A 24,157-nucleotide genomic window follows, 5' to 3' on the forward strand; every position below is an offset into this window, starting at 1 on the left:
GCAGCTAGTCCTTGTCGATAATCGCCGAACTCCGGTTCGTCGTTCATTTTCGGGCGAATTGATTTGAACGAAGCGATGGGCCATAGCGTCGCGCAAGCGCCGTTATCCGGCGGCAAATGTGTAGAGAATGTCGAAATCTGTATGACTTACGGCTTGCGGTATCCCGTTCGAACCATCGCTCTCTTGAGTGCCGCCCTATCATCTCTGGCGGCTTGCTCCGTGATGCCCGCTGCCGGCCCTTCCTCGCGCGCTGTCGATCGCGCGGCGAGCGGATCGGTGGACAATGCCGACATCCGCGTCATCGACCTGAGCGACGCAATCGCCCGACGCATCATCGCGGCTGAGGGCAAGGCCTCCTTCGCCGACAGCCTCGGCGACGGCCTTGCCGCCGGCACGGTAGTCGGCAAGGGCGACGTGATCGACATCGCCATCTGGGAAGCGCCGCCGGCCGCCCTGTTTGGCGCGGTAGGTGGCGAGGCGCGCTTGAACGCCTCGACAAGCACTGCGCGCGGCACGTCGCTGCCCGAACAGATGATTGGCGCAGACGGCATGCTCGTCGTACCCTTTGTCGGCCGTATCGAGGCGGCCGGCCGTACGACCACGCAGATCGCCCAGGAGGTGAACCGCCGCCTCGTCGGCATTGCCCATCAGCCCCAGACCATCGTCCGCCTGGTTCGCAACGCGGCCAGCAACGTGACCGTGGTCGGAGACGTCAGTTCGAGCGCGCGCGTGCCGCTCACCTCGAAGGGGGAACGACTGCTGGACGTGATCGCCAGCGTCGGTGGTGTGAAGCAACCGGTCGGCAAGGTGACGATTCAGATCACGCGCGGACCGCGGATTGCGGCCATGCCGCTCCAGGCCGTTATTCGTGATCCCCGCCAGAACATCCGGCTTCAGGCAGACGATGTTGTCACTGCGTTGTTCCAGCCGTTCAGCTTCACCGCGCTTGGCGCAACCGGGCGGAACGAAGAGGTGCCGTTCGAGGGAACCGGCATCACGCTCGTGCAGGCACTCGGTCGCGTCGCCGGACTTCAGGATCAGCGCGCGGACGTGAAGGGCCTGTTCATCTTCCGCTTGGAAGACCCGGCGGCAATGGATCCGGTACTGGCCGCAGGCGCACGCACCACGCCGGACGGCAAGATTCCCGTGATCTATCGCGTCAACTTCAAGGATCCCGCGACGTTCTTCCTGGCGCAGGGATTTCCCATTCACGACAAGGATGTGCTGTACGTCTCCAATGCGCCGCTGGCGGACATCCAGAAGTTCGTGAACGTCATTTCCTCAACCATCCTTCCGATCGCGACTGTCTCCACGATCGTCCCGTGACGAGCTAGCATCGCAATGTGCGTGGCGGACACGGGATGTTCCGCGATCGCCACGCATAGCCGCGATCGTGCGCTACAGCGTCCTCTGGGCCCGGCACGGCGAGACCTAGACCGCCGATCCGGCCGAGCTCCATCTTTTCGAGCGGGCGGAAAGCCCGGCCTGGGTCCGATGCTGCCTTCGAGGTTCGCCGGCGCGGATTTTCGCACCCGCGCGCGCAACCGCCCGCCCTCCCCGACGTTCAACGCGCGACCAAAGGGAGGACACCACATGGCTTCGGCCGTTTCCGGCACCGGGCGCGCGCGCGCATGAAACTTCCCGGTACCGACGATTCTTCGACGCTTCTCTACGACCTGCGCACCGAGACGCGCAGCGTCGGCATCCTCACCTTCCATCGCTGCATCAACTACGGCTCCTATTGGCAGGCGCGCTGCCTGGTCGAGGGGGTGCATGCGCGTGGCCACCGGGTGATGCTGCTCGATCATGAATCGCCCCGGGTGACCCGCGCCGAATGGCGGAGCGCGCTCCAGCCGACCCTGCCGGTCCGCACCAGCGCCGAGGATCGGCGGCGCTACGGCGCCAAGCTGCGCAAGTTCCTCTGCGCGTTCGACGCGCTGCCCCTGTCGCCCGGCTTCGACCTCGTCGATCCGCTCGAGATGCCGCATGTCGATACCGTGCTGGTCGGCAGCGACGAGGTATGGAACCTGCGCCACCCCTGGTATGGCGGCGCATCGATCTTCTTCGGCCAGGGGCTCAACGCCGAATGCGTCGCCGCCTATGCCGCCAGCTTCGGCAGCTATGATGCCGATGCCGGGCTCGATCCCTATTGGCAGGACCAGCTCCGCCGCTTCGACATGATCGCGGTGCGCGACGCCAACAGCCGCCGGCTGGTCGCCCAGGCGATCGGCCGCGAGCCGGTGCTGGTGCTCGATCCCTGCCTGCAGTTCCCGCCCGCGCACGACGCGGCGGTGCCGGTGCCCGCGGGGCGGTACGCGCTGGTCTATGGCCATGGCATGCCCGCCGCCTTTGCCGATGCGGCCCGCGCCTGGGCGTCGGCACGCGGCATCCGGCTGGTCAGCATCGGCTATCGCAACGACTGGGCGGACGAGCAGTGGCTGGATGCCGGCCCGCACGACTTCGCCGCCGCCATGGCGGGAGCGGAGGCGGTGCTGACCAACTTCTTTCATGGCTGCGTGTTCGCGCTGCTCAACGCGAAGCCGTTCGCTTGCGCGATATCGCCCTACCGGATGAACAAGGTGCGCGACCTGACCGCGATGCTCGGGGCCGAGCGGCACCTGCTGGTGCCCGGGGCCCCGATCGATCTCGGCGCGATCCTCGATACGCCGCTCGCCCCCGCGATCGGCGGCCGGATCGCGGCGATGCGCGACCAGTCTAACGTCTATCTGGACAAGGTGCTTGGCTGAGGCGCCGAGCCCCGCCGCCATCGTTCGCTCCGGATTGTGCATCGGCTGCGGCGCCTGCGCCTCGGCCGGCGGCGGGGGGCATATGGGGTGGGACGGCTATCGCCAGCTGAAGCCGCAAGGTCCGCCCGACTGGCGCGAAACGCCGACACCGCGCTTCGCCGCCACCTGCCCCTTCTCGCCGCAGGCGGTGGACGAGGATGCGATCGCCGAAGATCGCTTCCCGGGCGCGCCCGCCGCCGATCGCCGGATCGGTCGCTTCGAATCGGCCCATGTAGGCCATGTCGTGGAGGGCGCTTTCCGCGCGGGCGGCAGCTCGGGCGGCATGGTCAGCTGGGTTGCCGCAGAGCTGCTGCGCCGGGGCATGATCGACGGTGTCGCGCATGTCGTGCCGCTGCCCGGCCCCGGCGCGCCGCATTTCGACTATCGCGTCTCGCGGAGCCTCGAGCAGATCGCCGAGGGCGCGCGCTCGCGCTACCATCCCGTGCATCTCGCCCATGTGCTCGACGAGATTCGCCGCGTGCCCGGGCGCTATGCCGTGGTCGGCATCCCCTGCTTCCTCAAGGCGGTGCATCTCGCCCGCGCGGCCGAGCCGGTGCTCGCCGAACGCATCACGGCCACGCTCGGGCTGTTCTGCGGCCATATGAAGAGCGGGCGGCTAGTAGACAGCTTCGCCTGGCAGCTGGACGTGGATCCGGATGCGGTCACCGCCGTCGAATATCGCCGGAAGGACGCGGAGCGCCCGGCCAACTGGTACACCGCGCACCTGACGCTCGCCGACGGCAGCGCCCGCTGGCAGGATTGGTGGCATCTGGCGGACGGCGATTGGGGCGCCGGCTTCTTCCAGAACAGCGCCTGCAACATGTGCGACGACGTCGTTGCCGAAACCGCGGACATTGCGTTCGGCGATGCCTGGGTGGAGCCCTATTCCTCAGACGGGCACGGCACCAACGTCGTGATCGTTCGGTCGCCGCAGCTGCGCGACATCGTGGCGGAGGCGATCGACGACGGGCGGCTGGCGCTAGACGCCGTGGACGCCGATTTCATCGCCGGCACGCAGGATGCCGGGCTGCGGCACCGCCGCGAGGGGCTCGCCTATCGGCTCACCTGGGCGCGGCGGGGGATCCGTCCGAAGAAGCGCGTCGCGCCCGGCGCCGCGGGGATCGGCTGGCGGCGCAAGCTGGTCTATCGCACCCGCGCGGGCATTGCCGCATGGAGCCACCGCGTCGCCTGGGCGGCGGATCGGGCCGGCATGCCGGGGCTGTACCTTCGCTGGGCCAAGGCCTCGCTCGGCCTCTACCAGGCGATGACCTATTCGCGCGGCCGGCTCGGTGCCTGGCTCGACAGGATCGAGCGCCGCTGAAGGAAGACCCGGCCGAGCAGCATGCCCGGCCGGGCCGAAGCCTCAGGCTTCCACGTCGCTCTTGGTCCGCCCCGCACCCGGGCCGGCGGCGAGATCGGCGCCGGTGGTCGGGTTGCTGCCAGGATCGGACTTGGTCCGCTCCGCCAGCTGGGTCAGCGCTGCCGTGTCCGCCGAACCCAGGCTCACCGTCGGCATGCCGTCCCCATTGTCGACGGGCAGCACCTGCTGGAGATCGTCCACCCGGTCCCATTCCGGCCCATCGTTCCACGGCCCCAGCATGTCGCCCTCGCCCTGCGAGGTGTTGACGTACATGCTCGCATATTCCGGCACACCCGGCAGCTTGCCCGGCGGGAAATTGTCCTCGATCGCGTAGAGCGCCTTCTCGAACGACTTCTGGTGCGCCACCTCGCGCGTCATCAGGAACTTGAGCGCGTCCTTGATGCCGGCATCGTCGGTGATGTTGATCAGCCGCTCATAAACGATCTTCGCCCGGCTTTCCGCCGCGATGTTCGAGCGCAGGTCGCAGGTGGGATCACCGCGGCTGTCGACATAGGCTGCCGTCCACGGCACGCCCGCCGAATTGGTCAGCGCCGGGCCACCGCCGTACAGGATCGCCTGGGTGTGGCTGTTGCCGCCTTGGGTGAGCGACATGTAGAGCTCGGCCTCCTCCATGTCGCCTTCGGAGATGTGCGCCTTCACGCCCTTGTTGAGCATCGCGACGATCGAGCCGATCACTTCGAGATGGCTCAGCTCCTCGGTGGCGATGTCGAGCAGCAGGTCCTTGCGGCCGGGATCGTCCTCCGCCAGCCCCTGGGTGAAGTAGCGCATCGCCGCCGCCAGCTCGCCATCCGGCCCGCCGAACTGCTCGAGCATCAGCGAGGCGAGGACCGGGTTCGGCTCGGCCACCCGCACCGTATATTGCAGGCGCTTGTTGTGCATGAACATGCAGTCTCTCCTTGGGAATTTGCGTCCGGCAAGAGAGCGGATGGAATTGCACATGGTTCATATACTTCTGCATTGATCGATTATTTGTGATTAACGTGCATCAACTGCTCTTCAAAGCGTGAACGACTGCGCCGCTCGTTCCGGCTTCTTCAACATAGCTGCAGCCGCGCCGTTGAACGACGCAGCCGATCAACGGAACGGGCGCGCGCACCGCTTCGTTGACGGCGTACAACCGCAGAAAAATCAGGAGTTTGGCGAATGACCGACAAGCAGCCGATGCAGGCGAGCGGCGGCGACGCGCACAAGGGCGCACCCGACGGCGTCTCGGACGTCGATACCCATGGCCGGAGCGAAGGCGAGAGCGAAGGCGGCGCCTATCCCAATCCCTATCCGGAAAAGGCGCGCAAGGAAGGCCCGGGCCATCTGATGGGCCATGGCGGGCAGAGCCATATCAACTATGAAGGCGGGCCGAACCCGAACGCGACGACGAAGGGGGAGTAGGAAACCCTCCTCCTCCTGCCTTTTAATCCCCCTCCCGCAGGCGGGAGGGGGGAAGGCTCACCCCGCTGCTGGCGTGAGGGCCTGCGCACCGCCCGGCTCGATCGACGTGGCCTTGCCCTCCACCACCGGTGGCGTTTCCGCAGATGCCGGGCTGCCCGCATCCGCTTCCTCCTCCTGCCCGACCGGTAAGGTCTTGCCGGTGGTCCGGTCCAGCCCGAGCGCGGTCACGATATCGATCGCGGTCGCTGCCGCGACGAAGGCGATCGCGCCCCACACCGCCTTGTTCTGCGGCGCTCGGCGTGCGGCGAGCCCCAGTGCTGCGATGTCCATCGCGTCGCCGGCCACCCGGTTCCACACTCGAACACTGTGCGCCGGGCCCGATAGCAGCGCCGCGCCCGCCAGCAGCTCGCGCGCGCCGAACGCCCGCACCACGCCGTCATGGTCTTCCGCCGAAAGCCCCCGCGCGATCCGCTTCGACGCGGCCAGTTCGGCGATGCCGAGTCCGATCGAGAAAACGCCCAGTCCCAATCCCAGCTTGCGATAGTCCATCGGTCCGCTCCTTGCGCTTGGTGAAACGATGTGCCCGGCGGCTTTCTGCCGGACAACGACGAACCAACCGCTCGCGAACAAGAGGTGTTCCGCGAATAACGGCAATACTATCCTATGTTTACAGGATCACTTGCAGGGGAAGCGCTGCTGCATCATCGCGGCGAAGGCAGACTTCACGCTGATGCCGCGCTTGGCCGGCGGGATCTTCTCGAATGCCGCGATCAGTTCATTGCTGCCCATCTTCACCTGCCCCTTGGGCGGCGGGCAACTGCTCGGCGGGCGGCCCGCGGCGACGGCGGCGGCAAGATCGCCGCGATACCCGGCCGACGCCCCGTCGATCTCCTGCTTCAGCAGGCCGATGTCCGACGAGAACATCGCCATCGCGCCCTTGGCCTTGAGCGCGTTCACCTTGGCGAGGAACTCGGCCACGCTCATCGCCTGCGCGGGGAGGGCCACGAGCATCAGCCCGCCCGCGGCAAGAAACAGTCGAGCCATGCAAAAACGCTCCCGGAAGGGTTCCCGGGAGCGTTCTCTATCGTAGCAAGGATGATCCCGGCAATGCCGAAGGCGTCACGCCCCCTGCGGCGCCGGATTGCCGAACGGATCCTTGAGCTTGCGCGTCTTGGGGATCGAGGTGCCGCCCACCGCTGGCATTCCCGGCGTGCCGGTGGGGTCGCCGCGGTCCAGCGTCTCGCCCGCGATCAGCTTCTTGATCTCCTCGCCGGTCAGCGTCTCATACTCGAGCAGCGCCAGCGCGATGGTGTGGAGCTGATCGGTATGATCGCCCAGGATCTGCCGCGCGCGGTTGAGGCCCTTCTCCACGAAGCGCTTCACTTCGGCGTCGATCATCCGCGCGGTCTCGTCCGACATCGGCTTCGAACGCTGCACCGAATAGCCGGTGAAGCTGTCCTCGCTCTCCGAGAAGTCGAGCGGTCCCAGCGTATCCGACAGGCCCCACTTCGTGACCATCGCGCGGGCGAGACGGGTCGCCTGCATGATGTCGTTCGACGCGCCCGAGCTGACCTTGTCATAGCCGAAGATCAGTTCCTCGGCGACGCGGCCGCCGAAGGCCACGGCGATGTCGGCATGCATCTTGTCGCGGTGATAGCTGTACGAATCGCGCTCCGGCAGCGGCTGCACCATGCCCAGCGCGAAGCCGCGCGGGATGATCGTCGCCTTGTGGATCGGATCGGCGGTGGGCTCGTGCGCGAACACCAGGGCGTGGCCGGCTTCGTGATAGGCGGTCATCCGCTTCTCGTCGTCGGTCATCACCATGGAGCGGCGCTCGGCGCCCATCAGCACCTTGTCGCGCGCGTCGTCGAATTCCTGCGCCGCCACCAGCCGCTTGCCGCGACGGGCCGCAAGCAGCGCCGCTTCGTTGACGAGGTTGGCGAGATCGGCACCCGAGAAGCCCGGCGTGCCGCGCGCGATGACGCGGGCATCGACGTCGGGTGCGATCGGCACCTTCTTCATGTGCACTTGCAGGATCTTCACGCGGCCTTCGATGTCGGGACGCGGCACCTGCACCTGGCGATCGAAGCGGCCCGGGCGCAGCAGCGCCGGATCGAGCACGTCGGGGCGGTTGGTCGCGGCGACGATGATGATGCCTTCGTTGGCCTCGAAACCGTCCATTTCGACCAGCAGCTGGTTCAGCGTCTGCTCGCGCTCGTCATTCTGGTTACCCAGCCCTGCGCCGCGCGAACGGCCGACCGCGTCGATTTCGTCGATGAAGACGATGCACGGCGCCGACTTCTTGGCCTGTTCGAACATGTCGCGCACACGGCTCGCGCCGACGCCGACGAACATCTCGACAAAGTCCGAGCCCGAGATGGTGAAGAACGGCACGCCCGCCTCGCCCGCGATGGCGCGGGCGAGCAGCGTCTTGCCGGTACCGGGCGAGCCGACCAGCAGCGCGCCCTTGGGGATCTTGCCGCCCAGGCGGGCGAACTTCGACGGGTCCTTGAGGAACTCGACGATCTCCTGGAGTTCGTCCCGTGCCTCGTCGATGCCGGCGACGTCGTCGAAGGTGACCTTGCCTTCCTTCTGCGTCAGCAGGCGAGCGCGGCTTTTGCCGAAGCCCATCGCGCCGGAGCCCGAATTCTTCTGCATCTGGCGCAGCACGAAGAAGGCGATGCCGAGGAACAGCAGGAACGGCAGCGACTGGACGAGGATATACTGCCAGATCGACGGGCTGTCTTCCGGACGCGCGTTGATCACCACGCCCTTGCTGCGGAGCGTCTCCACCAGCTTGGGATCGCCGGGATTGTTCGTGCGGAACTTGCCCTCGCTGGTGGTGCCGGTGATGACGCCGGAGCCGACCGCGATGTTGACGTCCTTCACGTCGCCCGACTGCACCTTGTCGAGGAAGGTCGAATAGGGGATCGCATTGCCCGTAGGCTGCGCGGTGCGGGTGTCGAACAGGGTGACGAACAGCGCCAGGGCTGCGAGAATACCCACCCAGATGAGCAGGCTCTTCATCCAGGGGTTGTTCCCCCCGTTTTCCGGACCCTGCTGCTTGCCGTTATCGCTCATCGTGTACCCGGTACCTTTCCAGCCCTAAGATAGGCATGGCGGCGTTAATGACAATGGAACAACATCGATCACGGTGATCGGTGCGGGGGGGCCGGCGCGAAGCGCCAGCGGGGCCCCGGTCGCACCACGACTCCGGCCAATGTCGCCACCTGTCCGGCATCCACCGCGGCGATCAGCCGGTCAAGCCCGGAACCGCGCGGCGGCGGGGCATCGTTTACCGTCTTGAGCGCCCGCGCGACCAGGCGGCGGCGCAATTCGCGAGGCAGATCGGTGAGGTTGAGCGAGACCTGGCCCTGCGCCGCATGGGCACGGGCGCCCCATTCCCGCTCCGCCGCCCAGGCGAGCGCGGCCTCGGCCTCGCGCAGATTGGCGGCGGCACGCGCCAGCCTGGCCGGCGGCAGTTCGGGGCTGTCGGCAAGCAGGGCGCGGGCCCGGCTGCGATCGAAGCGCGGGTGGCGATTGGAGGGATCCTGCACCGCGACGATCCCGGCCGCCGCAACCTGCGTCGCCAATTCGGCGCGGGACCAGCCGAGCAGCGGCCGCACCAGCCAGGGCACGCCCTCGCCCGCCCGCAGCGGCCGGGCGGGCAGCATCGCCGCGAGACCGCCCAGCCCCGCCCCCCGCCTGGCGCGCAGGAGGAAAGTTTCCGCCACATCGTCCTGCTGGTGCGCCACGGCAACCCAGGGCGCACCGCATGCCGTCGCCCAATCGGCCAGGCAGGCATAACGCATCGCCCGCGCCCGATCCTGGAGATTGCCGCCCGCGAGCATCTCCGGCCGGGGCGGCAGGATGCTGTGCGGAACGCCGATCCGGGCACAGACCGCCCCCACAAATGCCGCCTCTTCGGCGGACTCGGCGCGCAGGCCGTGATCGACGGTGGCGGCGACCACCGCCCCTGGAAACGAAGCGCAGGCAAGCAGCAGCAGCGCGAGACTGTCCGTACCGCCGGAGACGGCGATGCCGACGGGCGCGGCGCTCGCCGGCAGCAGGCCCGTGACCGCCAGCCAGTCGGCGGTGAAGCGGGCGACGGACTCGCCCGCGATCGCGTCGATCAGCGACGCGTCACTTGCAGCGCTGATCCGCACGGCCCTTGGCGACGCCCGCCTTCATCTCGGCCGAGAGCGTCGCGCCGTACACGCTGTTGAGTTCCTCATAGACCTTGCAGACCTCGCCCGCCGGCTTCTTCAGCTTCACCAGCGCCTGCGCCAGATAATAGAGGCTGTCGGCGGCGCGCTCGCCATTCGGATCCTTGGTGTAGTTTTCATACAGCGCGATCGCGGCGAGGTTGGCCCGGTTGTCGTCGAGATAGGCGCGGCCGAGCAGGTTGCGCGCGAAGCTGGCGCGCTTGCCGGTGGGATATTTGGCCTTGTACTGCTCGAGCGTCTTGGCCGCTTCGGGGTACAGCTTGGCCTGCCACAGGCGGAAGCCGTAGAGATAGAGGTCCTCGCCCGCGTCGCCGGTGCTCGGCTTCTCGACGGCTGCGACCTTGGCCGCGCGGTCGCCCGAGGGGCGCGCAGGCGCCGCCGCGGAGTCGCCCGAGGCAGCGACGGCGCCATCCGTCGGCATGGCATCGGCCACCGGCTGCGGCGTTTCCAGCGCCTTCATCCGCGCATCCGTCGCCGCCTTGTACGCGCCGAACGCCTCTTCGAGCTGGCGCACGCGATACTGGTTCTGCTCGATCTGGCCGGTCATCGTCTGGATCTGGCTCTCCAGCGCGGCGACGCGCTGGGTGAGATCGGCGAGCGGCGTGGTCGCAGGCACGCCCGGCGGCGTGGTGTCGACCTGCTGGGTGATCTGCGGCTCCACCGTCATCCCGGCGCCGCCCGGGAACACCTTGCGCTGCACCGCGCGCATCTCACGCTCGAGCTTGTCGACGCGCTGGCCGACATTGCCGTCCTGGGCCTGCGCCATCGCGGTGCCGTTGAAGCCGAACGCGGCAAAGGCCAGTGCCGCTGCGAGAGCAATACGCATCGTCGATAATTCCCTCAGCGCCCCCCGGGGAACGGAGGCGTTGCGCCGCTATAGCCAAGCGGCGCCGGCTTGCGCCACCCCCTCAGGGGTTCGGCGTGTCGCCGGCAGGGGTCGTGCCACCGGCCGGCGCGGCCGTGGTGTCGGCGCCGTCGGCAGCGCGCGGCGCGGTCCGGCGACGCGGAGCACGCTCGCGGAGCGGAGTCGCCGGCGCCGCGCCGGTGGCGCTCGACGTCGACGTCGGCGACGGCGTAGCACCCGGCTGGCCGCGGCCTCGCAGCGCCGCCGAGGTCAGCTCCGCCTCGATCACTTCCACCTGGGTGCCCAGCGGCGCCACTTCGCTGCCGTTCAGCAGCACCTGCAGCTGGTCCGGACGCCCGGTGCGGATGCGCGGATGATCGGCATCGTCGGGCACTTCGTAACGCTCGCCGGCGGCCAGTTCCTTCTCCGCCAGCTTCTTGCCGGTGGCATCGGTGATGCGGATCCAGGCCGGGCCGCGCGCGACGAGCGTGACATGCTCGACGGCAGGAACAGCGGGGCTCGCTGCCGGTACGGGCGTTTCGGGCGTGGGGGTCGGTGTGGGTTCGAGCTGCTGGACCAGACCGTCGCCCTGCGACGCGCCGCCGCGGAACCAGTTGGTGCCATACCAGATGCCGATCCCGGCAACGATCACCAGCGCGACGATCACCCCGAACCAGACGATCCCGCTCGGCGCCGCCCGCGACGGCTCCTGCAGCGGATATTCCGGCGTGAGAACCGGCCGTTCGATCTGGCCGAGCTCGGCGCGCACGTCGCGCGCGATCGCCACTTCGTCGGCATTCACCGTGCGCGCATAGGCCTTGGCGAAACCGGTCGCGTAGGTGATCGACGGCAACCCCGAATAGGTCCCCTGCTCGATCGCCTCGAGGTGCCGCTGCGGGATGCGGGTGCGCGCGGCGATCTCCGGCAAATCCAGCCCCAAGGCTTCGCGCGCGGCGCGCAGGCGTTCACCGGGACGGGCAGTGTACGAGGTGGACTCTTCGGGCGTGTCGCCTTGCATTCTATCCTCCGGCGAACGCGTTAGACCCTGGAACGCCCGCCTTATGCAGCAGGGGATGCCCTCCCCGCCATGTCGCTGTCAACGCCGGGGCAAAATCATTCCGGTGGATGGTCAGGCCAGTTCGACGCCCTGCGCCTCGGCCCATTGGGTCAGCACGTCGCGCAGCGGGGCCTCGGGATGCCGCAGCATCTCGTCCATCGCCGCCATCACCGCGCCGCGATCCAGCGAGCGCAGCATCGCCTTGATCGGCCCCACCGCCGCCGGCGTGATCGACAGCCGGTCGATGCCCAGCCCGATCAGCGCCAGCGCCTCCAGCGGGCGCCCGCCCATCTCGCCGCACACCGCCACCGGCACGTTCGCCGCGCGCGCCTCGTCGCTTACCCGCTTGAGGAAGCGCAGGATCGCCGGGCTCAGCCAGTCATAGCGCAGCGCCAGCTTGGGGTGCGCGCGGTCGGCGGCGAACAGGAACTGGGTGAGGTCGTTGGTGCCGATCGACAGGAATTCCAGCTTGGGCAGCAGCAGGTCGAGCACCTCGGCCAGCGCCGGCACCTCCAGCATCGCACCGTAGCGGATCTCGTTCGGCAGCTTGCGCCCCCGCGCCGCGAGCCAGGCATGCTGCGCCTCGAACAGCGCGCGCGCCTGGTCGAACTCCCAGGGTTCGGAGACCATCGGGAACATCACGTTGAGCGTCCGCCCCGCCGCCGCCTCGATCAGCGCGCGCGCCTGCGCCTTCATCAGGCCGTCGCGATCGAGCGCCAGGCGCAGCGCGCGCCAGCCCATGGCGGGGTTCTCTTCCTCGCCATCCTCGTCGTGGTTCAGATAGGGCAGCGCCTTGTCGCCCCCGATGTCGACGGTGCGGAACACCACCGGCCGGTCCCCCGCCGCCTCCAGCACGTCCCGATACAGCCGCCGCTGCGCCTCGCGCTGGGGCAGCGTGGCCGAGACGAGGAACTGGAATTCGGTGCGGAACAGGCCGATGCCGTCGGCGCCGGTCAGGTCGAGCGCCGCCACGTCGTCGCGAAGCCCCGCATTGACCATCACCGTCACCCGGTGGCCGTCCTTGGTAACGGGCGCCACGTTCTTGAGCTGCGCGAAGGCGGCGCGGCGCTTCTGGCTGAGCGCCAGCTTGGCCTCGAACGCCTCCTCCATCGCCAGCGAGGGGCGGGCGAACACGCTTTCCTCGCCCACGTCGAGCAGCAGCAGGTCGCCCTCGGCCACTTCGCGGCGGACGTCGCGCGCCCGGCCCAGCACCGGCACGCCCATGGCGCGGGCAACGATGGTGACGTGCGCGGTGAGCGAGCCTTCCTCCAGCACCACGCCCTTGAGCCGCCGCCGGTCATATTCGAGCAGCTCGGCCGGCCCCAGATTGCGCGCGATCAGGATCGAATCGTGCCGCAGCCCCAGCTGCGCGGCGGTGCCGAGCTGGCCCGAGACGATGCGCAGCAGCCGGTTGGAGAGGTCCTCCAGATCGTGCATCCGGTCGCGCAGCAGCGGATCGTCGATCTCGCGCATGCGCTGGCGGGTGCGCTGCTGGACGCGCTCGATCGCCGCCTCGGCGGTCAGGCCGGAATCGATCGCCTCGTTGATGCGGCGGCTCCAGCCCTCGTCATAGGCGAACATCTTGTAGGTCGCGAGGATCTCCTCATGCTCGCCGCCGCTGCCGAATTCGGCCTGGCTGGTCATGCGGTCGATCTGCTCGCGCATCTTGTCGAACGCGGCATAGACGCGGTGGCGCTCCGCCTCGGTATCCTCGGCGACAGTATGCTCGATGGTGATGCGCGGCTGATGAAATACCGCCACACCCCGCGCCATGCCTTCCACCAGGGGGAAACCGCGGATCGTACCAGAGGCGGTGGGCTGAAGCCGGGTCGAGGTGCCACCCGTGGCATCGATCAGTTCGGCATTGGCGATCAGCTCGGAAAGGACCATCGCCACGGTCTGCAAGGCCTCGATCTCGATATCGGCATAGCGCCGCGGATCGACATGCTGCACGGCAAGCACGCCCACCGCCCGCTCGCGCCGGATGATCGGCACGCCCGCGAAACTGTGGAAGCGGTCCTCGCCGGTTTCCGGGTTATGGACGAAATTGGGGTGGCTGGTCGCCTCGTCGAGGTTGAGCGTCTCGACATGCGCGGCGATCGTGCCGACCAGGCCCTCGCCCAGCGCCAGCTTGGTGACGTGCACCGCCTCCTGCGCCAGGCCGCGCGTGGCGAACAGCTCCAGCGCGCCTTCGCGCAGCAGGTAGATCGAACAGACCTCGCTGTGCAGCGCCTCGCCGATGATGTTGACGACCGCGTTGAGCTTCGATTGCACCGGCAGCCGTTTCGCCATCAGGTCGTGAAGGCGGGTGAGGATTTCCCGGGCGGAGGCGGCTGCGGTCAAGGCCATGCGACAGCGCTAACAGATTGTGCGCACCCACGCCAAGACGCGTGCGCAGCAAAAGCGCGGAAAGCGGGATCGCCCAGGCATACCAGGGAGCGCCGGCGTGTGCGGACCTCTGTCCCCCTCACCCTTCCCACAAGGGGAGAGGGAGTTGCGGCAGCCTGCTCCCTCTCCCCTTGTGGGAGAGGGAGGGAGCCGCGAAGCGGCGGAAGGGTGAGGGGGATTCCGGCTTAGACGGGATAGTCTGGCGAAAAGCGCGTCACGCCGCGCGCTTCTCCAGCGCGTGGGCGGCTTCGGCCATCAGCGTTTCGATGATCGTCGCCACCGGCTCTTCCTTGGTGACCATGCCGACGGACTGGCCCGCCATCACGCTGCCATGCTCGATATCGCCGTCGATCACCGCGCGGCGCAGCGCACCCGCCCAGTAATGCTCGATCTGCAGCTGCGCCTCGGCCATCGCGATCGCGCCCTCGTCGAGCGACTGCGCGACTTCGCGCTGCTTGGCGGTGAACGCCTCGGCCCCGGCATTCTTCAGCGCGCGCACCGGGATCACCGGCAGGCGCGGATCGATCTGCACGCTGGCGATGGCGTCGCGGGCGGAGGCGCGGATGAACGCCTTCTTGAAATTGGCGTGCGCGATGCTTTCGGTCGCGGCGGCGAAGCGGGTGCCGAGCTGCACGCCGGCCGCGCCCATGTCGAGATAGCCGGCGATCGCTTCGCCCCTGCCGATGCCGCCGGCAACGAACACGGGGACTTGGGCGGCAACCTCGGGCAGGATTTCCTGCGCGAGCACGCTGGTCGACACCGGGCCGATATGCCCGCCGGCTTCCATGCCCTCGACGACGAGCGCGTCGACGCCCGAGCGGATCAGCTTCTTGGCGAGGCTCAGCGCCGGCGCGAAGCAGATCAGCTTGGCGCCGTGCCCCTTGATCGCGTCGAGCGACCCCGCCGGCGGCAGCCCGCCCGCGAGCACGACATGGCCGACGCCGTGCTTCCCGCACACCTCGATCAGCTCGAAGAGCTGCGGATGCATGGTGATCAGGTTGACGCCGAACGGCTTGTCCGTCAGCGCCTTGGTGGCGGCGATCTCGGCGTCGAGCAGCTCGGGGCTCATCGCGCCGCACGCGATCACGCCGAAGCCGCCCGCGTTGGACATGGCGGAAACCAGGTTGCGCTCGGACACCCACGACATCGCGCCGGCGAGGATCGCGACCTCGCTGCCCAGGAAGTCGCAACCGCGCGCCATGCGGCGGGCCAGGCGCTCGGCGCCGATCGTGGAGGAATTCGTCATGGGGACAGCGCCTAGCCCCGGCGCCCCCGGCTCGGCAAGAGGCGCCTGCCCCTTGCCGAATCCCAGGTCAGGCCGCGACCCCGTCCGCGTCGAGGCCGTACGCGGTGTGCAGCACGCGCACGGCGAGTTCGGTATAGTCTTCCTCGATCAGCACAGAGACCTTGATCTCGGAGGTGGTGATCGCCTGGATGTTGATGCCGCGCGCGCCCAGCGTCTGGAACATCGTCGCGGCGACACCGGCATGGCTGCGCATGCCGACGCCGACCACCGAGACCTTGGCCACGCGCGTGTCGTGGCTGATGTCGGTGAAGCCGATCGATTCCTTCTGCTGCGCCAGGATCTCCAGCGAGCGGGCGAGATCCGCCGCCGGCACCGTGAACGTCACGTCGGTGGCGCTCGCGCTGCCGGCGCTCTGGTGCGCGATGTTCTGGATGATCATGTCGACATTGATGCTGGCATCGGCAAGCGGCGTGAAGATCGATGCCACCGCGCCGGGCTTGTCCGGCACTGCGGTCAGGGTGATCTTGGCCTCGTTCTTGTCGTGCGCGATGCCGGTGATGAGCTGGCGTTCCACGTCCTGAATCTCCTCTTCGCCCACGATCATGGTTCCGGGCAATGTATCTGCCATCGGCGCGCCGTCGCCCGTGAAGGACGAGAGCACCTGCACCCGCACGCCTTCCTTCATCGCCAGGCCGACCGAACGGGTCTGGAGCACCTTGGCGCCGACGCTGGCGAGTTCGAGCATTTCCTCATAGGTCACGCGCTTCAGCTTGCGTGCGCGGGGCACGATGCGCGGATCGGTGGTGTAGACCCCGTCGACATCGGTGTAGATGTCGCAGCGATCGGCCTTCACCGCCGCCGCCACCGCCACCGCCGAGGTGTCCGAGCCGCCGCGGCCCAGCGTGGTGATCCGGCCCTCGTGCACGCCCTGGAAGCCGGGGATCACCGCCACTTCGCCGGCGCCCATGCTGGCGAGCAGCGCGTCGGTGCCGATATCCTCGATGCGCGCCTTCGCGAACGCGTCCGACGTCTGCACCGGCAGCTGCCAGCCGAGCCACGAACGCGCCGGCACGCCGATCGCCTGCAGCGCGATCGCAAGCAGCCCGCTGGTGATCTGCTCGCCGGCGGCGACGACGACGTCATATTCCTTGGGGTCGTAGAGCGACGAGGCCTCGCGGCAGAAGCCGACCAGCCGATCGGTCTCGCCCGCCATCGCCGATACGACGACGGCGACCTGGTTGCCCGCCTCCCATTCGCGTTTGACGCGCGCGGCAACGCTGCGGATACGCTCGATCCCGGCCATCGATGTGCCGCCGAACTTCATTACGATACGCGCCATGGCTGGTTGCTTGTTTCCTGCCCTTGGGAGAGATGGGCGTGCCTGATAGGAGCCAGCGATGCCGAACGCAACAATAGCTACGATTGACCCCCGTGAAGCGGAACATTTCGGTCGTCTGGCGGCCGATTGGTGGAATCCAAAGGGTAGCTCCGCCATGCTCCACAGGCTGAATCCTGCGCGACTGGGCTATATCCGCCGCGCGATCGACGCGCACTGGACAGGCGATTCGGCCGACTTCATGCCGCTGACCGGCAAAACCGCGATCGATGTGGGCTGCGGCGCCGGGCTGCTGTGCGAGCCGCTCGCCCGGCTTGGCGCGCGGGTGACCGGCGTCGATGCTGCGGGCGAGAATATCGGCGCGGCGCGCGCGCATGCCGCACCATCCGGGCTGCCGATCGACTATGTCCATGGCGGCATCGAGGATCTCGCCGGCCGCCAGTTCGACCTCGTCACCTCGATGGAGGTGATCGAGCATGTCAGCGATCCCGCCGGATTCGTGCGCGGGCTGGCCGGTGCGCTGGCCGAAGGCGGGCTGATGGTGCTCTCCACGCCCAACCGCACGCCGCTCTCGCGCCTGGCGATGATCACGCTCGCCGAAGGCACCGGCGCGATCCCCAGGGGCACCCACGACTGGAGCCGCTTCCTCAAGCCCGAGGAACTGGAGGCGCTGCTCGCCGATGCGGGCCTCAAGGTGATCGACCGCCAGGGCCTGGGCTTCTCGCCCACGCGCGGTTTCGTGGTGCGCGAGAACGAGGCGCTCAACTATCTGGTCACTGCCGTCCGTGCCTGAGCGCCGGACGGCAGCGTGCCTCCTTATCTGGCGAGGTCGAGCAGCAGGATCGGCCCGATGTCGAGCACCTGCTTGGCAGTCGCGAGGTGCAGCGAGACGGAGATGTCGCCCACCGCATAGTCGCGGTCGGCGGTGCCGACGACATGCACCATCTTCCATTCGCTGCCCACCTCACCCTCGCCCTTGAACACGGTGGTGTAGGGTTCCTTGGCGAGTCCGACCTGGATGGTGGAGATCTTTGCGCTGCTCGCGCCCTCCGGCAGCTTCTCCGCGCGGGCCCAGACCACGATCACCAGCTTGTCGCCCTTCTTCACCGGCTGATTGATCGTCGAGATCAGTCCCACGCTCCACGGCTGGTCGCCGCCACCGGCGATCGGCACGCGCAGCGCACGGCCGCCCTGGACGTTCTTGTCCTTCACCACCGCAGGCTTCGCGCTGAGGCCATAGACGTTGAACGTCTCCGGCGTCGGCGCATTGATGATCTGCTTGGAAATGTCGGCCTGCGGCTGTTGCGCCTGCGCAAGCGCCGGCGGCGCGACGGCAGACAGACAAAGCGCGACCACGCACGACCACGATTTCATGGCACCCCTCCTCCTTCATTTTCGTTGCGGTGCAGGCTATCGCGAGCGTCAACGCTGTCAATAGCGAGCAATTGACAGCCCTGCCCCGGGGCCGGACAGAGAGCCCATGTCGACGATCAAGCTGCACCCGAGCTGGCTGGCCCCGCTCGAGGCGGAATTCGCCCAGCCCTACATGGCCGCACTGCGCGAGTACCTCCGCGCCGAAAAGGCGGCGGGGAAGCGCATCTTCCCGGCCGGAGGCGCGTGGTTCCGCGCGCTCGACCTGACCCCGCTGGAGCAGGTGCGCGTCGTGATCCTCGGGCAAGACCCCTATCACGGCGAGGGCCAGGCGCACGGCCTGTGCTTCTCGGTGAAGCCCGGCGTGCGGACGCCGCCGAGCCTGGTCAACATCTACAAGGAAATGGAAACCGACCTCGGCATCCCGCGCGCGCAGCACGGCTTTCTCGAGCATTGGGCGGAGCAGGGCGTGCTGCTGCTCAACGCGGTGCTGACGGTGGAAATGGGCCGCGCCGCCGCGCACCAGGGCCGCGGCTGGGAACGCTTCACCGACGCGGTGATCCGGCTGGTCAACGCGAAGGCAGAGCCCGTGGTGTTCCTGCTCTGGGGTGCACATGCGCAGAAAAAGGCGGCGTTCGTCGATTCGATCGACAAGGGCGGCCGCCACCTGGTGCTGAAGGCCCCCCACCCCTCGCCGCTATCGGCGCATTCGGGGTTTTTCGGCTCGCGCCATTTTAGCAAGGCCAACGCGTTTCTGGAGAGCGTCGGCCAGAAGCCGATCGACTGGGCACTCCCGGCGCTGGGGTGAGATTGAAATCTTGTACGAAATGATGTACAAGATTCGCCATGCAGACCCTTACCGTCTCGGAGACCCGCGCCAATCTGAAGGCTGTGCTCGACCGTGTCGTCGCTGACAAGGCGCCGATCCAGATCGTGCGCCCCAAGGGCGAAGGCGTCGTGCTGGTCTCCGAAAGCGAATGGGAGGGGATGCTGGAGACGATGCACCTGCTTGCATCGCCGGAGAATGCACGGCGGCTGATGGAGCGGATCGCACGGTTCGACGCCGGTGAGGGCGAGGAGCACGCGCTGATCCAGCCGTGAAGGTTGCGTTCGATCGCGATGCATGGGCGGAATATGTCGACTGGCAGCGCGAAGACCCGAAGATCGCCGAGCGCATCAACGCGCTGATCGAGGAATGTCGGCGCCACCCGTTCACCGGCACCGGCAAGCCGGAGCCGCTGCGGCGCAATCTCTCCGGCTGGTGGTCGCGCCGGATCAGCGGCGAGCATCGGCTGGTCTATCGGGTCAGCGGATCAGGCGACACGCAGGCGGTGGAAGTGCTGAGCTGCCGGTATCATTATTAAGCAGCCCGGGGATCAGTCCAGTGGGCCATGGCCATAGTGGCGCAGCAGATCGAGCATCTCGTTGGGGGAGATGCCATGATCCTGGCGTCCCGCTAGCGGCTCGGCGTCCTCCGCAACCCACAATAATGGTCGCTGACGACCCGAACGGAGCTGGACCCAAACCCCAATTGGCTTGTCGCCGACATCGTTGAGCAACTGGTTGCAGAGCCAACCGGTCCACTGCTCGCCGTCGGAGTACTCGCCCGCGTCAAAGCCCTCGACATATTTCTGGAAGTTGGTGCGCGACAACGTGGACCAGCATCCGAAGCCGAACGGCTGCTCCAGCCCCTGTACCGGAATCTCCAGCACCGCCCGCACGAAAAAATAACGTCCTTCGATAACGCAGAAGTCTTCCGACAGGAAATCGCCTTCAAGTCGGAGCGCGCTGTTGGGCTCATACACGGGCTCGCGCGGCCAGGGATCGGGCGCACGGGCAGCCAGATCAAATGGCCACCCATGCTCGGCGTCACAGGTGGCGCACTGCCACCGACCGGCCCGGAGGCGGTCGATGGCAGTGGATGGCTTGCGCTTGCCGAAGCCGAACACGCGCCGGTCGGCTCAATCGTGCTCGCGGTCGCCGGCACCCATGTAGAGCTCGCTGCCGGTCTCGCGGAACACCTTGCTCATCTCGGCCATGCCCGTCTCGGCATCCACCGTCGCCGGCGTCGCCGCCAGGAAGGTATCGGCCGACGCGTTCTGCTTGGCGGCGAAGTCGCGCACTTCCTGCGTGATCTTCATCGAGCAGAATTTCGGCCCGCACATCGAGCAGAAATGCGCGGTCTTGGCGCCTTCCGCCGGCAGCGTCTGGTCGTGATACTTCTCCGCCGTGTCCGGATCGAGCGACAGGTTGAACTGGTCGCGCCAGCGGAACTCGAAGCGCGCGCGGCTCAGCGCGTCGTCGCGCACCTTGGCCGCCGGATGGCCCTTGGCGAGGTCCGCCGCGTGCGCCGCCAGCTTGTAGGTGACCACGCCGACCTTCACGTCGTCGCGATCGGGCAGGCCGAGATGCTCCTTCGGCGTGACGTAGCAGAGCATCGCCGTGCCGTACCAACCGATCATTGCAGCACCAATGCCGCTGGTGATGTGGTCATAGCCCGGCGCGATATCGGTGGTCAGCGGCCCGAGCGTGTAGAAGGGCGCCTCGCCGCACGCCTCGAGCTGCTTCTCCATGTTCTGCTTGATCTTGTGCATCGGCACATGGCCGGGGCCCTCGATCATCACCTGGACGTCCTGCTCCCAGGCGCGCTTGGTCAGCTCGCCCAGCGTGTAGAGCTCGGCGAACTGCGCTTCGTCATTGGCGTCGGCGATCGAGCCTGGGCGCAGGCCGTCGCCCAGTGAATAGGCGATGTCGTACGCCTTCATGATCTCGGTGATCTCGTCGAACCGCTCGTACAGGAACGATTCGCGGTGATGCGCGAGGCACCATTTGGCCATGATCGAGCCGCCACGCGAGACGATGCCGGTGACGCGCTTGGCGGTCATCGGGATGTAGGGCAGCCGCACGCCGGCATGGATGGTGAAATAGTCGACGCCCTGCTCGGCCTGCTCGATCAGCGTGTCGCGGAAGATCTCCCAGGTCAGTTCCTCGGCGACGCCGCCCACCTTCTCCAGCGCCTGGTAGATCGGCACCGTGCCGATCGGCACCGGCGAGTTGCGCAGGATCCATTCGCGGGTGTCGTGGATGTTGCGCCCCGTCGAGAGGTCCATCACCGTGTCCGCGCCCCAGCGGATCGACCAGACCAGCTTGTCGACCTCGCTCGCCACGTCGCTGGCGACCGCCGAGTTGCCGATATTGGCGTTGATCTTGACCAGGAAGTTCCGGCCGATCGCCATCGGCTCCGATTCCGGGTGATTGACGTTGTTCGGGATGATCGCCCGGCCGCGCGCCACTTCGTCGCGGACGAATTCGGGCGTCACATAATCGGGAATCTCGGCGCCCCAATCCTGGCCGTCGCGGATGTACTCGGCGAGCCGCTCGCGGCCGAGATTCTCGCGCTCGGCCACATATTCCATCTCGGGCGTGATGATGCCGCGCCGGGCATAATGCATCTGGCTGACGTTCATGCCCGGCTTGGCGCGCAGCGGACGCCGCGTCACGTTCGGGAACTGCGGCACGCCGGCCGAGCGATCGGGGCCCTTCAGGCCATTGTCCTCGGGGCGCACTTCGCGCGCGTCATAGGCCTCGACATCGCCGCGGCCGAGGATCCAGTCGCGGCGGATCGCCGGCAGGCCGGCCATGATGTCGATGCGGGCATCGGGATCGGTATAGGGACCCGAGGTGTCGTACACGCGCACCGGCGCCTCGCCGCTGCCCGGCTCCAGGTGGATCTCGCGCATCGCGACGCGGTGCTTGCCGACATGGATCTTGCGGCTGCCGCGAATGGGCCCGGTGGTGACACCAATTTCGGTCTTGGCGGGGATGTCGGCCATGCTCGTCTACTCCTTGGCGGACGTAAGGAGAGCAGATGGACCTCGGCAAACAAGACCCTCCCTCCCTACGCCGGTGTCAACCGGATCAGGTTCAGCGGGTCGAAGGCTGCAGCCTTCCTCTCAACCGCTGCGCCAGCGGTCCCCCGGGGAATGGCTAGTCCTGTACGCGCAAGCGGCGCGCCGGGCAATCCCGGCGCGCCGCCTCGCCATGCGAACAGATCGTCCGATCAGAAGGTGTAGGCGAGGCCCACTGCGCCGTACCACTGGTTCCGCGAACCCGCGATCCGCACGACGGGGGAATCGGCCGCATCATCGAGCATTCGCCGATACGCCACGCCGCCCACCGCCGACAGGCCGTGCGTCAGGTCGCCGGTGAGCGCGACATTGCCCATCGCGCCCAGCGTCCAGTCCTTCCAGCCCTTGCGTGCATTGTACACCGGCAGCCCGCTGCGCGCGCTGCCGCCCGGCGTCACCCCGAAATAGGTCTGGGCATAGCCATTGCCCATGTAATTGGCCGAGAGGTTCAGCAGCACATAGGCCTTGCGGCTGAGCGGCGTGCCGTAGTTGATCGAGGGCGACACCAGATAGCTCTTATGCACCGTGCCCACGTCGTGGATGTAGGAGACACCCACGGTCAGCTTGTCATAGTCGCTGGTGATCAGCCCCTGCTTGCCGACGCCGACGAACCCGCCCGCCTCGATCGCGGCACCCACCTTGCCCAGGGCGGCGACCTGGCGGTCTTCGATGCGCGAGGTGCGGTTGAGGTTCACGTTGACGACCGGGCCGGCCTGGAAGTCCCAGCCGGGGCCGTTGTTGTCCGCGATCAGGTCGGCCCAGGCGCGGCTGCCGAGCAGCGCGAAGTTGATGCCCGAGACACTGCCACGAACCACGGGGGCGGCGGTGATCACGCTCTTGTCCGACCCGTCATAGCTCGGCACCACCGCCGCGCCGACGCCGACCATCACGGTGTCGCGGGTCAGGTCGGGCGGGGAGTCCGGCGCGTCCTGCTGGGCGAAGGCAGGCGCCGCCGCGAACAGCGGGAGCGTGACAAAGGCGGCGCTCGCCGCGATACGCAGAAAGAACATCGGGTACTCCGGGACAGGATCGAAAGATCAGAGCCGGGGCAACGCCTGCAGCCTCGCGCAGTTCCTAGAGGAGGTAGCGCAGCTTCACTTCCTGACGGTCGCTGCCCCCCTGCAGCGGGAATTGCGCGGCGGAGAAGCGCGGCGGGCCAAACCCGATCACGGGATTGCGCGAAAAGCCGAAGCCTTCGCGCGGGATGCCCATGAACGTGTCGAGCTTGCCGTTGCCGTTCGCGTCATGAATCACCGCGACCGCATAGTCCCCTGGGGCGAGGCCGCTCAGGCGCAGCATGCCGTCGGCGGCGGGAATCGTCCGCTTGATCGCGCCGTGCCCGTCGCGGCAATCGGGGAACTGGCTGGCGGCAGGGGCGATGCAGATCTGCAGCAGCCCGCGGGTGGAGCGCAGCTTGGTGAAATCAAGCTCCAGCGTCGCCAGCGGCGCGGCGCTGGTCAGCAGCGGCAGGGCGACGAGCGCCCATGCGCCGCGCCGCAGGATCGAACCGCCCCAACCCCTGGTCGGTCCCGCACAACCGGTCCCAGAACCGGAAATATAAGCCATAGTTGCACCCATATCGCTCATGATGCCGCTGGTGATGGCTTGCCGTGATCAACCATGCACCCAACGGGCCCCGCCACATCCAGGCCGGGAAGATCTCCCAGCCCATATGATTGGTCACCCCCATAACCGTCATGATCGTCAGCACCAAGCCAAGCGCGCCGACATGAATGGGAATTGCGAAGACCAGCAGCGGAATCACGATCGCGCCCGTCAGCGCCTCGCCCCAATGGAAGCTCATCGCCGCCCAGGCGGTGGGCGGTCGGCTGGCATGGTGGACGGCGTGATAGCGGCGGAACAGCGAAGGCACGTGCATCGCCCGGTGCGTCCAGTAGAACCAGGTGTCGTGCAGGAAGAGGTAGAGGAACACCGACACCGGTAGATACCAGAGCGGCAAGGCATGGATGTCGGCGTAGATCCGCGTCCAGCCATGTGCCTTCCATCCCCAGGCGACGATTCCGGCAGGAATGCCGTAGATCGCGGCCGAGGCGAGGCTCCAGAGGATCTCCATGCGGATCTGCTTGCCCTGGCCGTCATACAGCCCCGGATGCCGCAGCCGCGTCGCCAGCGCGAATCCCGCCGAGGCGGCGACGTAGCGCACGCCGACGATCACCGTCATGGCGATGGCCGAAGCGAAAATGGCAAGCGCGATCTCCATGTCTCCC

General features: G+C 67.7%; 24 protein-coding genes and 1 riboswitch. Of the genes, 8 read left to right on the top strand and 16 right to left on the bottom strand.

The genetic code is table 11. The annotated features are described in order from the left end of the window. Window positions 1-63 precede the first annotated feature (63 nt). The 3 genes from SPI01S_RS09245 (at window position 64) to SPI01S_RS09255 (ending at window position 4,107) form a co-directional block, all read left to right on the top strand. Window positions 64-1,326 (top strand): polysaccharide biosynthesis/export family protein, encoded by a 1,263-nt coding sequence (locus SPI01S_RS09245; RefSeq protein ID WP_306305021.1) that lies wholly within the window; start codon window positions 64-66, stop codon window positions 1,324-1,326. 305 nt (window positions 1,327-1,631) lie between these two features. Continuing rightward, window positions 1,632-2,747: a polysaccharide pyruvyl transferase family protein gene (locus SPI01S_RS09250; protein ID WP_084253345.1), complete on the top strand. Its 1,116-nt coding sequence runs from the start codon at window positions 1,632-1,634 to the stop codon at window positions 2,745-2,747. After that, a complete protein-coding gene (locus SPI01S_RS09255) occupies window positions 2,740-4,107 on the top strand; it encodes a Coenzyme F420 hydrogenase/dehydrogenase, beta subunit C-terminal domain (RefSeq protein WP_066721417.1) in 1,368 nt (455 codons plus the stop codon). Before SPI01S_RS09250 ends, SPI01S_RS09255 begins: the two co-directional genes overlap by 8 nt. A gap of 42 nt (window positions 4,108-4,149) precedes the next feature. On the opposite strand, the gene SPI01S_RS09260 is transcribed toward SPI01S_RS09255, so the two are convergent. Further along, the gene (locus tag SPI01S_RS09260; RefSeq protein WP_066721419.1) at window positions 4,150-5,052 is read right to left on the bottom strand and encodes a manganese catalase family protein; all 903 of its coding nucleotides are present in this window, start codon (window positions 5,050-5,052) and stop codon (window positions 4,150-4,152) included. Window positions 5,053-5,310: 258 nt separating this feature from the next. Here SPI01S_RS09260 and SPI01S_RS09265 point away from each other — a divergent pair, with 258 nt between their 5' ends. Continuing rightward, window positions 5,311-5,553 carry a hypothetical protein gene (locus SPI01S_RS09265; RefSeq protein WP_066721421.1) on the top strand — a complete coding sequence of 81 codons (243 nt, stop codon included), beginning with the start codon at window positions 5,311-5,313 and terminating at the stop codon, window positions 5,551-5,553. Between the two features lie 57 nt (window positions 5,554-5,610). Here SPI01S_RS09265 and SPI01S_RS09270 read toward each other — a convergent pair whose 3' ends face one another. The 9 genes from SPI01S_RS09270 to SPI01S_RS09310 all read right to left on the bottom strand — a co-directional run bounded on the left by SPI01S_RS09270 (window position 5,611) and on the right by SPI01S_RS09310 (window position 16,653). Next, complete coding sequence (locus SPI01S_RS09270) at window positions 5,611-6,102, bottom strand: hypothetical protein (RefSeq protein WP_066721423.1); 492 nt, start codon at window positions 6,100-6,102, stop codon at window positions 5,611-5,613. A 126-nt stretch (window positions 6,103-6,228) separates the two neighbouring features. After that, complete coding sequence (locus tag SPI01S_RS09275; protein ID WP_066721425.1) at window positions 6,229-6,597, bottom strand: hypothetical protein; 369 nt, start codon at window positions 6,595-6,597, stop codon at window positions 6,229-6,231. Window positions 6,598-6,672: 75 nt separating this feature from the next. Then, the gene (gene ftsH / locus SPI01S_RS09280; RefSeq protein ID WP_066721428.1) at window positions 6,673-8,634 is read right to left on the bottom strand and encodes an ATP-dependent zinc metalloprotease FtsH; all 1,962 of its coding nucleotides are present in this window, start codon (window positions 8,632-8,634) and stop codon (window positions 6,673-6,675) included. Window positions 8,635-8,702: 68 nt separating this feature from the next. Next, a complete protein-coding gene (tilS, locus tag SPI01S_RS09285; protein ID WP_066721430.1) occupies window positions 8,703-9,719 on the bottom strand; it encodes a tRNA lysidine(34) synthetase TilS in 1,017 nt (338 codons plus the stop codon). Continuing rightward, entirely contained in the window at window positions 9,697-10,605 is a 909-nt protein-coding gene (locus tag SPI01S_RS09290) for a tol-pal system YbgF family protein (RefSeq protein WP_066721433.1), read from the bottom strand. Before SPI01S_RS09290 ends, tilS begins: the two co-directional genes overlap by 23 nt. 82 nt (window positions 10,606-10,687) lie before the next feature. Further along, entirely contained in the window at window positions 10,688-11,641 is a 954-nt protein-coding gene (locus SPI01S_RS09295) for a helix-turn-helix domain-containing protein (RefSeq protein WP_066721435.1), read from the bottom strand. A gap of 111 nt (window positions 11,642-11,752) precedes the next feature. Further along, window positions 11,753-14,029 (bottom strand): phosphoenolpyruvate--protein phosphotransferase, encoded by a 2,277-nt coding sequence (gene ptsP / locus SPI01S_RS09300; RefSeq protein WP_066721436.1) that lies wholly within the window; start codon window positions 14,027-14,029, stop codon window positions 11,753-11,755. A gap of 253 nt (window positions 14,030-14,282) precedes the next feature. Next, window positions 14,283-15,314 carry an NAD(P)H-dependent flavin oxidoreductase gene (locus tag SPI01S_RS09305; protein WP_174539090.1) on the bottom strand — a complete coding sequence of 344 codons (1,032 nt, stop codon included), beginning with the start codon at window positions 15,312-15,314 and terminating at the stop codon, window positions 14,283-14,285. A 67-nt stretch (window positions 15,315-15,381) separates the two neighbouring features. After that, window positions 15,382-16,653, bottom strand: a complete 1,272-nt coding sequence (locus SPI01S_RS09310) for an aspartate kinase (RefSeq protein WP_066721438.1) — start codon at window positions 16,651-16,653, stop codon at window positions 15,382-15,384. 58 nt (window positions 16,654-16,711) lie between these two features. Here SPI01S_RS09310 and ubiG point away from each other — a divergent pair, with 58 nt between their 5' ends. After that, window positions 16,712-17,443 carry a bifunctional 2-polyprenyl-6-hydroxyphenol methylase/3-demethylubiquinol 3-O-methyltransferase UbiG gene (gene ubiG, locus SPI01S_RS09315; protein ID WP_084253347.1) on the top strand — a complete coding sequence of 244 codons (732 nt, stop codon included), beginning with the start codon at window positions 16,712-16,714 and terminating at the stop codon, window positions 17,441-17,443. Between the two features lie 23 nt (window positions 17,444-17,466). On the opposite strand, the gene SPI01S_RS09320 is transcribed toward ubiG, so the two are convergent. After that, window positions 17,467-18,024 (bottom strand): carbohydrate binding domain-containing protein, encoded by a 558-nt coding sequence (locus SPI01S_RS09320; RefSeq protein ID WP_066721443.1) that lies wholly within the window; start codon window positions 18,022-18,024, stop codon window positions 17,467-17,469. Window positions 18,025-18,130: 106 nt separating this feature from the next. On the opposite strand from SPI01S_RS09320, the gene ung reads away from it, so the two are divergent. From ung to SPI01S_RS09335, 3 genes are read left to right on the top strand one after another with little or no spacing between them, the layout of a single operon-like run. Further along, the gene (gene ung / locus SPI01S_RS09325; protein ID WP_066721446.1) at window positions 18,131-18,829 is read left to right on the top strand and encodes a uracil-DNA glycosylase; all 699 of its coding nucleotides are present in this window, start codon (window positions 18,131-18,133) and stop codon (window positions 18,827-18,829) included. A gap of 38 nt (window positions 18,830-18,867) precedes the next feature. Continuing rightward, window positions 18,868-19,122, top strand: a complete 255-nt coding sequence (locus SPI01S_RS09330; protein WP_066721448.1) for a type II toxin-antitoxin system Phd/YefM family antitoxin — start codon at window positions 18,868-18,870, stop codon at window positions 19,120-19,122. Beyond that, window positions 19,119-19,385, top strand: a complete 267-nt coding sequence (locus SPI01S_RS09335) for a Txe/YoeB family addiction module toxin (RefSeq protein WP_066721450.1) — start codon at window positions 19,119-19,121, stop codon at window positions 19,383-19,385. The genes SPI01S_RS09330 and SPI01S_RS09335 overlap by 4 nt, the downstream gene beginning before the upstream one ends. Before the next feature lie 12 nt (window positions 19,386-19,397). Here SPI01S_RS09335 and SPI01S_RS09340 read toward each other — a convergent pair whose 3' ends face one another. The 5 genes from SPI01S_RS09340 to SPI01S_RS09360 all read right to left on the bottom strand — a co-directional run bounded on the left by SPI01S_RS09340 (window position 19,398) and on the right by SPI01S_RS09360 (window position 24,150). After that, window positions 19,398-19,970: a DUF2199 domain-containing protein gene (locus SPI01S_RS09340; RefSeq protein WP_066721452.1), complete on the bottom strand. Its 573-nt coding sequence runs from the start codon at window positions 19,968-19,970 to the stop codon at window positions 19,398-19,400. A 12-nt stretch (window positions 19,971-19,982) separates the two neighbouring features. Continuing rightward, entirely contained in the window at window positions 19,983-21,854 is a 1,872-nt protein-coding gene (gene thiC, locus SPI01S_RS09345; protein ID WP_066721454.1) for a phosphomethylpyrimidine synthase ThiC, read from the bottom strand. 45 nt (window positions 21,855-21,899) lie between these two features. Further along, a riboswitch (TPP riboswitch) is annotated at window positions 21,900-22,010 on the bottom strand. 71 nt (window positions 22,011-22,081) lie between these two features. Beyond that, window positions 22,082-22,939 carry a MipA/OmpV family protein gene (locus SPI01S_RS09350; protein ID WP_066721456.1) on the bottom strand — a complete coding sequence of 286 codons (858 nt, stop codon included), beginning with the start codon at window positions 22,937-22,939 and terminating at the stop codon, window positions 22,082-22,084. Window positions 22,940-23,003: 64 nt separating this feature from the next. Beyond that, entirely contained in the window at window positions 23,004-23,432 is a 429-nt protein-coding gene (locus SPI01S_RS09355; protein WP_245653529.1) for a DUF2141 domain-containing protein, read from the bottom strand. Then, window positions 23,353-24,150, bottom strand: a complete 798-nt coding sequence (locus SPI01S_RS09360; RefSeq protein WP_066721458.1) for a sterol desaturase family protein — start codon at window positions 24,148-24,150, stop codon at window positions 23,353-23,355. Before SPI01S_RS09360 ends, SPI01S_RS09355 begins: the two co-directional genes overlap by 80 nt. Between the last annotated feature and the right edge of the window lie 7 nt (window positions 24,151-24,157).

The organism is Sphingomonas pituitosa NBRC 102491, assembly GCF_001598435.1.
Taxonomy (GTDB): Bacteria; Pseudomonadota; Alphaproteobacteria; order Sphingomonadales; family Sphingomonadaceae; genus Sphingomonas; species Sphingomonas pituitosa.

Bases quoted from the DNA above. Each gene is read 5' to 3' on its own strand.
- SPI01S_RS09265 (WP_066721421.1), top strand. From the start codon at position 5,311: ATGACCGACAAGCAGCCGATGCAGGCGAGCGGCGGCGACGCGCACAAG.
- SPI01S_RS09295 (WP_066721435.1), bottom strand. From the start codon at position 11,641: ATGCAAGGCGACACGCCCGAAGAGTCCACCTCGTACACTGCCCGTCCC.
- SPI01S_RS09260 (WP_066721419.1), bottom strand. From the start codon at position 5,052: ATGTTCATGCACAACAAGCGCCTGCAATATACGGTGCGGGTGGCCGAG.
- SPI01S_RS09290 (WP_066721433.1), bottom strand. From the start codon at position 10,605: ATGCGTATTGCTCTCGCAGCGGCACTGGCCTTTGCCGCGTTCGGCTTC.
- ubiG (WP_084253347.1), top strand. From the start codon at position 16,712: ATGCCGAACGCAACAATAGCTACGATTGACCCCCGTGAAGCGGAACAT.
- ptsP (WP_066721436.1), bottom strand. From the start codon at position 14,029: ATGGCCTTGACCGCAGCCGCCTCCGCCCGGGAAATCCTCACCCGCCTT.
- SPI01S_RS09320 (WP_066721443.1), bottom strand. From the start codon at position 18,024: ATGAAATCGTGGTCGTGCGTGGTCGCGCTTTGTCTGTCTGCCGTCGCG.
- SPI01S_RS09360 (WP_066721458.1), bottom strand. From the start codon at position 24,150: ATGGAGATCGCGCTTGCCATTTTCGCTTCGGCCATCGCCATGACGGTG.
- SPI01S_RS09275 (WP_066721425.1), bottom strand. From the start codon at position 6,597: ATGGCTCGACTGTTTCTTGCCGCGGGCGGGCTGATGCTCGTGGCCCTC.
- ftsH (WP_066721428.1), bottom strand. From the start codon at position 8,634: ATGAGCGATAACGGCAAGCAGCAGGGTCCGGAAAACGGGGGGAACAAC.
- SPI01S_RS09330 (WP_066721448.1), top strand. From the start codon at position 18,868: ATGCAGACCCTTACCGTCTCGGAGACCCGCGCCAATCTGAAGGCTGTG.
- SPI01S_RS09270 (WP_066721423.1), bottom strand. From the start codon at position 6,102: ATGGACTATCGCAAGCTGGGATTGGGACTGGGCGTTTTCTCGATCGGA.
- SPI01S_RS09250 (WP_084253345.1), top strand. From the start codon at position 1,632: ATGAAACTTCCCGGTACCGACGATTCTTCGACGCTTCTCTACGACCTG.
- SPI01S_RS09305 (WP_174539090.1), bottom strand. From the start codon at position 15,314: ATGACGAATTCCTCCACGATCGGCGCCGAGCGCCTGGCCCGCCGCATG.
- thiC (WP_066721454.1), bottom strand. From the start codon at position 21,854: ATGGCCGACATCCCCGCCAAGACCGAAATTGGTGTCACCACCGGGCCC.
- SPI01S_RS09310 (WP_066721438.1), bottom strand. From the start codon at position 16,653: ATGGCGCGTATCGTAATGAAGTTCGGCGGCACATCGATGGCCGGGATC.
- SPI01S_RS09350 (WP_066721456.1), bottom strand. From the start codon at position 22,939: ATGTTCTTTCTGCGTATCGCGGCGAGCGCCGCCTTTGTCACGCTCCCG.
- ung (WP_066721446.1), top strand. From the start codon at position 18,131: ATGTCGACGATCAAGCTGCACCCGAGCTGGCTGGCCCCGCTCGAGGCG.